General features: G+C 68.7%; 10 protein-coding genes. 4 read left to right on the forward strand and 6 right to left on the reverse strand.

What is annotated here, in order from left to right; genetic code table 11:
* Window positions 1-14: 14 nt before the first annotated feature.
* From fdnG to MFF04_RS21970, 6 genes are all read right to left on the reverse strand, one after another.
* Entirely contained in the window at window positions 15-3,101 is a 3,087-nt protein-coding gene (gene fdnG / locus MFF04_RS19755; protein ID WP_238278393.1) for a formate dehydrogenase-N subunit alpha, read from the reverse strand.
* Window positions 3,102-3,221: 120 nt separating this feature from the next.
* Entirely contained in the window at window positions 3,222-3,566 is a 345-nt protein-coding gene (locus MFF04_RS19760; RefSeq protein WP_238278395.1) for a hypothetical protein, read from the reverse strand.
* A gap of 191 nt (window positions 3,567-3,757) precedes the next feature.
* Window positions 3,758-4,642: a DUF1003 domain-containing protein gene (locus MFF04_RS19765; RefSeq protein ID WP_238278397.1), complete on the reverse strand. Its 885-nt coding sequence runs from the start codon at window positions 4,640-4,642 to the stop codon at window positions 3,758-3,760.
* Window positions 4,643-4,806: 164 nt separating this feature from the next.
* Window positions 4,807-5,988 (reverse strand): acyl-CoA dehydrogenase, encoded by a 1,182-nt coding sequence (locus tag MFF04_RS19770; protein ID WP_238278399.1) that lies wholly within the window; start codon window positions 5,986-5,988, stop codon window positions 4,807-4,809.
* 34 nt (window positions 5,989-6,022) lie between these two features.
* Entirely contained in the window at window positions 6,023-6,268 is a 246-nt protein-coding gene (locus MFF04_RS19775; RefSeq protein ID WP_238278402.1) for a hypothetical protein, read from the reverse strand.
* Window positions 6,269-6,389: 121 nt separating this feature from the next.
* Window positions 6,390-7,157, reverse strand: coding sequence for a cold-shock protein (locus MFF04_RS21970; RefSeq protein ID WP_283206392.1), 768 nt, complete (start codon window positions 7,155-7,157; stop codon window positions 6,390-6,392).
* Between the two features lie 319 nt (window positions 7,158-7,476).
* On the opposite strand from MFF04_RS21970, the gene MFF04_RS19790 reads away from it, so the two are divergent.
* The 4 genes from MFF04_RS19790 to MFF04_RS19805 all read left to right on the forward strand — a co-directional run.
* A complete protein-coding gene (locus MFF04_RS19790; RefSeq protein ID WP_238278404.1) occupies window positions 7,477-7,950 on the forward strand; it encodes a response regulator in 474 nt (157 codons plus the stop codon).
* Between the two features lie 132 nt (window positions 7,951-8,082).
* Complete coding sequence (locus MFF04_RS19795; protein WP_238278406.1) at window positions 8,083-9,183, forward strand: Ppx/GppA phosphatase family protein; 1,101 nt, start codon at window positions 8,083-8,085, stop codon at window positions 9,181-9,183.
* A complete protein-coding gene (locus MFF04_RS19800; protein ID WP_238278408.1) occupies window positions 9,180-9,887 on the forward strand; it encodes an RlmE family RNA methyltransferase in 708 nt (235 codons plus the stop codon). Before MFF04_RS19795 ends, MFF04_RS19800 begins: the two co-directional genes overlap by 4 nt.
* Before the next feature lie 430 nt (window positions 9,888-10,317).
* Window positions 10,318-10,933: MCP four helix bundle domain-containing protein (locus MFF04_RS19805; protein WP_238278410.1), on the forward strand; the 616-nt coding region annotated here is incomplete at its 3' end.

Genomic DNA, 10,933 nt, shown 5'->3' on the forward strand with positions numbered 1-10,933 from the left:
GACTCGGTCTCCCCTTACACGGTGCGCTGACGGTCGGCCGGGGGCGAGGTGGGCTCGATGTTGACGAGCCACGCCTTGAACTCCGGCGTCTCCGTGTTGGCGTCGCCGACCACGGGGGTCAGCGTGTTCGGGTGCCAGCCCTTCTTGGTCTCTCCGATGAAGCCCCAGTGCTGCGGCAGGCCGACCACGTGCACGGTCTTGCCGTCGCAGACGAGCGGCTTGATGCGCTTCGTTACGACCGCCTTGGCCTTCAGCGACCCGCGCTTCGACCAGACCCGCACCCAGTCGCCCTTGGCGATGCCCTTCTCCTTGGCGAGCTGCTCGGAGATCTCGACGAACATCTCCGGCTGGAGGATGGCGTTGATCTTCGAGTGCTTGGTCCAGCTGTGGAAGTGCTCGGTGAGCCGATAGCTCGTCGCCGCGTAGGGGAACTCCGCGGAGGTGCCGAGATCGGCGAGATCGCCCTTGAAGATGCGCGCGGCGGGCGAGCCCTTGATCTTCGGGAAGGCGGCATTGGCCACCGGGGACTCGAAGGGCTCGTAGTGCGTCGGGAACGGCCCGTCGCGCATGAGGCCGCGGGTCCAGAGCCGGGCGACGCCCTCCTGGTTGAGGATGAACGGCCCCATGCCCTTGTCGGGAGCGACGGTGGCGCCGTAGTCTGGCACGTCGAAGCCGACCCACTGCTTGCCGTTCCACTCGATGAGCTTCTTCTTCTCCGACCACGGCTTTCCTTCCGGGTCGCAGGAGGCGCGGTTGTAGAGCACGCGGCGGTTGGCCGGCCAGGCGAAGGCCCAGTTCGGCGCGATGCCGCGGTCGCCGGGATCGGTGTTGTCCCGGCGGGCCATCATGTTGCCCTTCTCGGTGTAGCAGCCGGAGTAGATCCAGCAGCCGCAGGCGGTGGTGCCGTCGTCCTTGAGCTGCGCGAACCCGTCGACCTGCTTGCCGGCGGGGATGGTCGTCCCAGAGGCGTCCGTGACCGGAGCGAGCGTGTAGCCGTTGAGCTCGCGGGCGAGCTCGATGGCCGTCGGCGAGTGGGAGATCGCGTAGTCCCACTTCAGGTTGACGATCGGGTCGGGGAAGGCGCCGCCGTCGCGCTTGTACATCGCGCGGATGCGCAGGAAGAGCGCCGACATGATCTCGATGTCGGAGCGGCACTCGCCCGGCGCCTCCTGCGCCTGCCAGTGCCACTGCAGCCAGCGCGAGGAGTTCGAGAGCGAGCCCTCCTCCTCGGCGAACAGCGTGGTCGGCAGCTCGAAGACCTCGGTCTGGATCTTCGAGGGGTCGACGTCGTTGTATTCGCCGTGGTTCTCCCAGAAGCGGGCCGTCTCGGTCTGGAGCGGATCCATGACCACGACGAACTTCATCTTCGAGAAGGCCTCGGTCATCTTGGCCCGGTTGGGGAACGACAGCAGGGGGTTGAAGCCCTGGATGACGTAGCCCGACATCTTGCCCTGCTTGGCGAGCTCGAAGCCGCGCACGATGTCGTAGGTCGGCACGTCGAGCTTGGGCAGGTAGTCGTAGGCCCAGTCGTTCTCCTTCTGCGCCTTGTCGCCCCACATCGCCTTCTGGAAGGAGACGAAGAACTTGTTGTAGTTCTGCCAGTAGCTCATCTGGCCGGGGCGCAGCGGCTTGAACTGCCGCTTGGCGATGTAGTCGGAGTAGGTGGGCTCCTTCTCGATGGGGATGTTGAGATAGCCGGGAATGAGGTTGCTCATCAGCCCGATATCGGTCAGCCCCTGGATGTTGGAGTGGCCGCGGAGCGCGTTCATGCCGCCGCCGAGCATGCCGATGTTGCCGAGCAGCGTCTGCACGATGCACATCGAGCGGATGTTCTGCGAGCCCTTGGCGTGCTGCGTCCAGCCGAGCGCGTAGAGCGACGTCATCGTCTTCTCGGGCGAGGACGTCTCGGCGATCATCTGGCAGACCTTGAGGAAGGTCTCCTTGGGCGAGCCGCAGATCCGCTCGACCATCTCGGGCGTGTAGATCGAGATGTGCTTCTTCAGAAGCTGCATCACGCTGCGCGGATGCTGCATCGTCTCGTCGACCACCGCGTAGCCGTCGGGCCCGATCTCGTAGTCCCAGGTGGTCTTGTCGTAGTCGCGCTTGTCCTCCGAGTAGCCCGAGAACAGGCCCTCGTCGAACGCGTAGCCCTCCTTCACGACGAAAGCCGCGTTGGTGTAGGCCGCGAGGTAGCGGTGCTGGAGCTTGTCGTTGTCGATCAAATACTTGGCGACGCCCGACAGGAACGCGATGTCCGTCCCCTGCCGGATCGGGCAGTAGAGATCGGCGACCGACGCGGTGCGGGTGAAGCGCGGATCGATGACGATGAGCTTGGCGTTGTTATGCGCCTTGGCCTCGACCACCCACTTGAAGCCGCAGGGGTGAGCCTCGGCGGCATTGCCGCCCATCACGGTGATGACGTCCGCGTGCTTGATGTCCATCCAGAGGTTGGTCATCGCACCGCGGCCGAAGGAGGGCGCCAAACTGGCGACCGAGGGGCCGTGTCAGACCCTGGCTTGGTTGTCGAAGACCAGGGCCCCCATGCTTCGGACCGTCTTGTAGGTCACCCAGGCCGTCTCGTTGGTGGTCGCCGAGGCGCCGAGGAAGCCCGTCGTCACCCATCGGTTGACCGTCAGGTCGCCGTTCTTGGCCACGAAGTTCCGGTCGCGGTCCTCCTTGAGGAGCGTCGCGATGCGGTCGAGGGCGAAGTCCCAGGAGACGCGCTTGAACTCCGAGGCGCCGGCCGCCCGGTACATCGGATACTTGGTCCGGGTCTCGGAGCGGATGAAGTCAAGGAGCGAGGAGCCCTTCGGGCAGAGCGTGCCGCGGTTGACCGGATGGTCGGGGTCGCCCTCGACGTGCATCACGGCCGACTTCGCGTTCTTCGAGCGGTCGCCGAGGCTGTAGAGGATCACGCCGCAGGACACCGAGCAGTAGGGGCAGGTGTTCCGGGTCTCGCGCATCTGCGCGAGCTTGAACGGGCGCACCGCCGCGGCGGCGGCAGGCTGGAGATCGCCGAAGCCGAGGGCGCCGAGGGTGCCGCCGGCGATCCCGACGCCGATGCCCTTCAGCAATCCCCGCCGAGAGACCTGGACCGTCATGGGGTGTCCCTGATCAGAGTTGTTCTTAATCTAAGATGCTCGCAGGAACGTGAACGGCACGCAAGAGGCGATGAAGGGCGCGGCAGTCTTTGCCGCACGACCGATCGGCTTTTGTCACGGCTACCGCGAGGGCGAGGCCGGGTTGTGGCCCGACGGCCCCGGGGTGCGGTGGTCGAGGGGCTTCTGCGGATCGGTGGCCGAGTTGTCGCTCGATCCGGCGTCGGGGACGGGACGGTTGGCGTTCTGCTCCGTCGAGCGGCCGCCGGGATTCGGAGCGTCCTTCGCCGCCGATTCCTCGCGCGGCACGGGCGCCTGGCTCCAGCCGTCGTTGGCGCTGCGGCTCTTGTCGCCCATCACATCCTGGCCCTTGATCTCCCCCGGCTGGGCCATGGCCAGCGTCGGAGCCGCGGCAACGACGAGGGCGATGCCAGCGGCGCGGGCGGGACGGAGGAGCGAACGGATCATCGGGGGGTCTCGGAAGCCGGCGTTGCGGGTGGCCGGGTAACGTGACGCTCCGTTCGGGAGTTCCGGCCGCCGCCGCAAGGCGGGCTCTTCTCCCGCACCCGGACGGCCTCGTTCTCGGGAACCGCCCGGGCCGGGGATGCGCGCGTCCCGGTGTTTGGGCGAGGCCGATGCCGGAAGCAGGCGCGCGCCGTTCAGCCGGACGGGAGGGAGGCGGAGCCGCTGCCGCCGTCCGGCTCGGTCGGGTCCGCCGGGCGGACCGGCTTCGGACGCTTGCGACGCACCACCTTCTTGACCTTGACGGTGGGCTTGCGGGCGACGCGGGCGCGCATCTCCTGAAGCATCTCGAGCTGGATCTGCTGGATCTCGGCGAGCCTGTTCCACTGGCGGGTGACGAGATGGTCCATCTTCTCGTGCAGGTGCCGGATCTCCAGTTCCGCCTTCAGGTTGACGCGGTAGTCGTTGTTCGAGCGCAGGCGGTCCTTCTTGTCCTGCCGGCTCTGGCTCATCATGATGATCGGCGCCTGGATCGCCGCGAGACAGGACAGGACGAGGTTGAGCAGGATGAACGGGTAGGGATCGAAGGCCTTGGCCTCACCCATCGCGACGTTCACCAGCATCCACGAGAACAGCACCACGGCGAAGCTGAGAAGGAACGCCCAGGAGCCGCCGAAGGAAGCGAGCCCGTCGGAGAGGCGCTCGCCGACGGTGCGGTGCTCGTCGTAATCCTCCTCGACGTTCTCGGCGATCGTGTCCTGCGCGGCGATGCTCTCGGCCACCTGCCGGTCGAGGTCCGAGTACTCCCCGTGCTCCTCGGCCAGGAGCTCGGCCACGAAGCGGGTGCGGTAGCCGGCAAGCTCCGCGACGCTGATCAGCGCCTCGTCGTCCAGTTCGGGATAGTCGGCGCGGATATGCGCGGCGAGCGTGCTCCGCAGCGCGGCGACCGGCACGAGGTTGCGCCGGCTCATCTCCACGCCGGTGATCGCGCAGACGCCGCGCTTCTTCGTCGGCGGGGACAGGCCCGGGCCGGGCGTCGGTCGCGCCTCCCCAGGCGCCTGTGTCTCGTCGGACAGGGTCAAAGCGTGCCTATCCCGTCGCCGCGAAAACCGTCCGCGGCCCGCCTACCCGAGATGGGCACCAGCGTCACCTCCCGCCTGCGCATGGCCTCCGTTCTCGGGCAAAGGCCGATGGCACTGCGGCGGCCCGCGCACCACCTTCGTGAGCCCGGCGGATCGAGAGCCCGTCAGAAGGCCGAGAGCCCGGTCTGGGCGCGGCCGAGCACGAGGGCGTGGACGTCGTGGGTGCCCTCGTAGGTGTTGACCGTCTCGAGGTTCTGGGCGTGCCGGATGACGTGGTAGGCGCCCATGATGCCGTTGCCGCCGTGCATGTCGCGGGCGGTGCGGGCGATGTCGAGGGCCTTGCCGCAGTTGTTGCGCTTGATCAGGCTGATCATCTCCGGGCTCGCCGCGTCCGCCTCGACGAGGCGGCCGACCCTGAGCGCCGCTTGGAGGCCCAGCGCGATCTCCGTCTGCATGTCGGCGAGCTTCCTCTGCACGAGCTGGGTCTGCGCCAGCGGCCGGCCGAACTGGCGCCGCTCCAGCGTGTAGTCGCGGGCCCGGTGCCAGCAATCCTCGGCCGCGCCCATGGTGCCCCAGGCGATGCCGTAGCGGGCGCGGTTGAGGCAGCCGAACGGACCCTTCAGCCCCGAGACGTTCGGGAGCAGCGCCTCGTCGCCGACCTCGACGCCCTCCATCACGATCTCGCCGGTGACGGAGGCCCGCAGCGACAGCTTGCCCGCGATCTTCGGGGCCGAAAGGCCCTTCATGCCCTTCTCGAGGACGAAGCCGCGAATGGCGCCCTCGTGCGCGTCGGACTTCGCCCAGACCACGAACACGTCGGCGATGGGGCTGTTCGAGATCCAGGTCTTGGCGCCGGTGAGACGGTAGCCGCCCTCGATCCGCTCGGCGCGGGTGCGCATGCCGCCGGGGTCCGAGCCCGCCTCCGGCTCGGTGAGGCCGAAGCAGCCGATCCACTCGCCGCGGGCCAGCCGGGGCAGGTAGCGCTCGCGCTGCGCCTCGCTGCCATAGGCGTGGATCGGGTGCATCACGAGCGAGGACTGCACGCTCATCATCGAGCGGTAGCCCGAATCGACCCGCTCGATCTCCCGCGCCACCAGCCCGTAGGCGACCGCGCCGGCCCCGGCGCAGCCGTAGCGCTCCGGCAGCATCACCCCGAGCAGCCCGCAGGCGCCCATCGCGGTGAACAGCGATGGGTCGCTGCGCTCCTCGGCATAGGCCTCGACGATGCCGGGCAGCAGCCGCTCCCGCGCGAAGGCCCGGGCCGCGTCGCGGATCGCGCGCTCCTCCTCGGTGAGCTGGCTCTCGAGGCGGAAGGGATCCGCCCAGTCGAAATCGGTTCCGCTCATGCCCCCGCTTCCCTGGCTCCTCGCGTCGAGATCGTCACCGCAGCTTCGAGGCACCCTCCCGCCGCGATTCGAGGGCGCGGGCGGCGCTGGCCGCGCTCGGCGGCAGCTTCGCCTCCTCCGAGTCGGGCGTATCGGCGGGGAATACCGGCCGAGGGCGAGACCTGTCGCCGGCGTCGAGGGCGTAGCCGGCGTTCACCCCGGCGTAGAAGCCGGTGAAGTCCTCGGCCCGGACCGAGAATGCGGCGAGCGCGATCAGCAAGGCGGCGAGGGCAGGGCGCATGCGGGCTCCGGCGGCAGGGTCAAAAGCGGAAGCAAGGCCAGAAACGGAAACGGCGGCCCGAAGGGGGCCGCCGTTCCAAGGGTATGCGCGATTGCGGCGGATCGGGGTCCGCCGGCAACGATCAATCGTCGACGTTGACGCTCTGCGCCTCGCGGCCCTTCTGGCCCTCGACCACGCCGAGGGTGACCTGCTGACCTTCGGCCAGCGAATCGAGGCCGGCGCGGGCGAGCGCCGAGCGGTGCACGAACACGTCCTTGCCGCCGTCGTTGACGGAGACGAAGCCGAAGCCCTTCACCGGGTCGTACCACTTCACGGTGCCGGTCATCTCCGTGGACGGACCGGAGGCGAAACGGCCGCCTCCGCCACCGCCGCCGAAGCGATCGCCGCCGCCGCCGAAGCGGTCGCCACCACCGAAACGGTCGCCGCCGCCGAAGCGATCACCGCCGCCGAAGCTGCGGGGACGGGGGTCGCGCCGGGGCGCGGGCGCCTCGGCGGTCGAGGTGTCGACGCTCGTCACGTTGGTGACCTGCGGACCCTTCTGACCCTGTGCCGTCTGCACCGTGAGGCGCGTGCCAGGCAGGAGGTCGTCGTGTCCCGCGGCCTCGACGGCGCGGATGTGGAGGAAGGCATCGCCCGAGCCGTCGCCCAGCTCGACGAAGCCGAAGCCCTTCTCCTTGTTGAACCACTTCACAGTGGCGTCACGCTCCGGTCCCGAGGGCGCCGCCGCCGCGCGGGAGGGGCCGCGGTCGAAGCCGCCGCCGCCGCCACCGTAGCCGCCGCCACCACCATAACCGCCGCTCGGGGGAGCCTGGTCGGGCCAACGCGGCTCCATCCCCCCCTCGTCGAAGCCGCGCTTCTGCGGGCCCCTGAAATCACGACCACGTCCCATCGATAGCTCGCAAAAACCGTCCGCCGATCATCAGTCTCGAATACCGCGTGCGCGCCGTTCCGGACGGCGGACGCTCGGCTCTTTCATTACCCAAGGCGGCGGTAACCAAGAATAACGCCTCAGTCCTGACGCAAAGCTCGTCCGACCGCAAGGACCTTTAGGGCGGGGACGATCGAAATTCCGGTCCGATCCGTCCGGCGGCGGGTGTCGTTTCGCACTCGATCGATCCCGTTAGCGAAGCGCAAAGGCTGTCGGGCCTAGGCTCCCGCTCCCGATAGCCGGCTCCCCCCGGGCCGAGGACCGAACGCCGCCGCCCGCGATGATCGCGACCCCGACCTTCCCCGACCTCTCGGCCCTCGTCGTGGACGAGAGCATCTACATCCGCCGCATCGTGCGCGACATGTTCATGCGCGTCGGCATCAAGCGGGTGCTGGAGGCCCCCGATGGGGCGGAGGCGCTCGGCGTGCTGGCCGAGAGCAAGCCCGACCTCACCATCCTCGACTGGGACCTCGCGATCCTCTCGGGCGAGGAGTTCATCCGCCTGGCGCGCACCCCAGCCACGTCGCCCTGCCCGACGATCCCGATCATCCTGATGCTCGCCCAGCCCCGCCGCAACGTCGTCGACCGGGCGATCTCGCTCGGCGTCAACGAGATCATCGCCAAGCCGTTCTCGCCCAAGACGGTGTGGTCGCGCCTCGACGAGGTCATCAACCGGCCCCGCCCCTACAGCCAGGTGAAGAGCCTGCTGCGGCCGATTCCGCGCATGGCGGCGCTGGCCAAGGGCGCGGCCTGATCCGGCCTCCGCTTTCCCCGCCGGCGGTGCGAACAAGGCTATGCAGTCCGTAAGCGAGCCTGTAGCGTCCGCGCCATGAACGATGGCCGGGCCGACAGCCGGGACCGGCATCCCGGGATGCCGGCGCGGGCGATGACCGAGAACAGCGCGAAGCACGCCCCGGATGCGGGCGGGAGCGCCCCTCCGCGCATCCACCGCCACGAGCCGGCGCCGGCGGCCGAGCGGCCCGTCCGGACCGGGTACCGCCGCCCCGCCTACGCCGCCCTCGACCTCGGCACCAACAACTGCCGCCTGCTCGTCGCCGAGCCCGCCAGCCACGGCTTCCGGGTCATCGACGCCTTCTCGCGGATCGTGCGCCTAGGCGAGGGGCTCGGCACCTCCGACCGGCTGTCCGAGGACGCGATCGAGCGCACCGTGGAGGCCCTGCGGGTCTGCCGCGGCAAGATGGAGGCCCGCGGCGTCGTGCGCTCGCGGGTCATCGCCACGGAGGCCTGCCGGCTCGCCGTCAACGGCGCCGAGTTCGTGGAGCGGGTGCGCGCCGATGTCGGCCTCGACCTCGAGATCGTGGACCGCCAGACGGAGGCCTATCTCGCCGTCACCGGCTGCGCGGCGCTGGCCGATCCGCGGGCCGGCTCGGTCGTGGTGTTCGACATCGGCGGCGGCTCCACGGAGATCGCCTGGCTCGATGGGGCTGCCACCAACCCCTCCGCCGACCCGACCCTGCGCATCCGCGCCTGGGATTCGCTGCCCGTCGGCGTCGTGACGCTGGCCGAGCGCCACGGCGGCACCGAGGTCACGCCGCTCACCTTCGAGGGCATGGTCGAGGAGGTTTCCGAGCGCCTCGCCGGCTTCGCGCTGCGCGCCGCTCCGGCCGCGACCGCCCCGCATTTCCACCTGCTCGGCACCTCGGGCACGGTGACGACGCTCGCCGCCATGCACCTGCGCCTCGTGCGCTACGAGCGTCGGCGGGTCGACGGGCTCTGGATGAGCGACGCTGAGGTGTCCGAGGCCATCGACGACCTGCTCGGCACCCGCCTCCAGCAGCGGGCGGACAACCCCTGCATCGGCCGCGACCGGGCCGACCTCGTGCTCGCCGGCTGCGCCATCCTCGAGGCGATCCGGCGCGCCTTCCCCTCCGACCGCCTGCGCGTCGCCGACCGGGGCCTGCGCGAGGGGCTTTTGATGAACATGATGCGCGAGGACGGCGTCTGGCGCCGGGGAGGCTTCCGATGAGCGACCGGCGCGGCGCCGGCGGCGGCCTCCGGGGCGACCTCAAGCAGCGGGTGAAGACCGGCCGCGGGCGCACCCTCTCCCAGAAGCGCTGGCTGGAGCGCCAGCTCAACGACCCCTACGTGGCCCGCGCCAAGCGCGAGGGTTTTCGCTCGCGGGCGGCCTTCAAGCTGATCGAGATCGACGAGCGCTTCCGCATCCTGCAGCCCGGTCAGCGCATCGTCGATCTCGGCGCCGCGCCCGGCGGCTGGTCGCAGGTCGCGGCCAAGACGGTGGGGGAGCGGGGCCGCGTGGTGGGGATCGACCTCTTGGAGATCGAGCCCATGGCCGGCGTCGACTTCATCCAGCTCGACTTCCTGGCGCCGGAGGCCCCCAAGCTCCTGACCGAGATGCTTGGCGGCCCCGCCGACCTCGTGCTCTCCGACATGGCCGCCAACACCACCGGCCACAAGAAGACCGATCACCTGCGCATCATCGGTCTGGCGGAGACCGCCGCCCACTTCGCCCGCGAGATCCTGGCGCCGGGCGGGGCCTACCTCGCCAAGGTCTTCCAGGGCGGCGCCGAGGGCGGCCTGCTGGCCGACCTCAAGCGCGACTTCGCGCAGGTGCGCCACGTGAAGCCGAACGCCAGCCGCGCGGATTCGAGCGAGCTCTACGTGCTGGCGACGGGCTACCGGGGCGCCAAAGAGCCTTCCGACGCGATTTGACGGAGCGGACGTACCCAGCAAGACCCATTAAGTTGTACTTATTGTATTTGGACAACCTATGATAGTTGTCGATCGATTCTGCCGATTTTTTTTGCAAATATCGTTGAGATTCGAAGCTGTTCGGCACAATCACATACTTGTGATCGGTCTGCGAATGCAGGGATCTGCAGTGCGGCGATTCCGAATGAGAAATTCAAACGCAATTCGTTAACGATCCTGGCAAATCATTCTTCCAGCCGAAGCCGATGTTCCACGCGGCGATTTGGCATCTCATCCACCATTCCAGGCAGGACTGCTCCGCAGCCGCTGCCTGGGTTCGATCGGTCGCGCAACGAAAGTGCGGAGCCGGATCGAATGTCCTGTCGGGAATGAAACGATGACCGTGCTTGATCGACCGTTTCGAAAAGGAATCTCGCTGAAGGCCACGCTGATGGCGCTCTTCGGCTTCATGGCCTTGATCGCGGCCGGTCAGGGCGCTCTCACGCTGATAAAGCTGAGCAGCATTCGGCAGAGCGTCAACGAGGTCGCCACGAACTGGATGCCCTCGGTCGTGGCCGTGAACGAGATCCGCGCCCGCATCGCCGAGGTTCGCATCAAGCAGTATCGCTTCGTGACCGGATCGAGCGATGGGAACAAGATCGCTTCGAGCCGGCAGCAGTATGAGGCCGCCCTCCAGAGCCTCGAGCAGGCCCGCAAGCGCTACGAGCCCATGATCTCGTCGGCGGAGGAGCGCGGTCTGTACGAGCGCTTCGGCGGGTCCTGGGCCGCTTACAAGAAGACGAGCGATCATCTGGCCGATCTCGTCGAGGCCGGAAGGATGCAGGAGGCTTTCACGGAGCTCGCGAAGGCCGAGACAGTGAAGATCTATACCGACGTGACCGAGGCGCTCGCGCAGAACGCGAGCCTCAACGAGCGCAGCGCTCAGCAGGACGCGGACAGGAGCGTCGTCAACGCCGATTCCGCGGCGTGGATGGCCTATGCCGCCGTCGCCATCGCGACCGTCTGCGGCGTTTGCGCGATGGTGTTCGCCCTTTTCCGTGTGTCGC

Origin of the sequence: Methylobacterium jeotgali, from assembly GCF_022179345.1 — a bacterium.
Lineage (GTDB): Bacteria > Pseudomonadota > Alphaproteobacteria > Rhizobiales > Beijerinckiaceae > Methylobacterium > Methylobacterium jeotgali.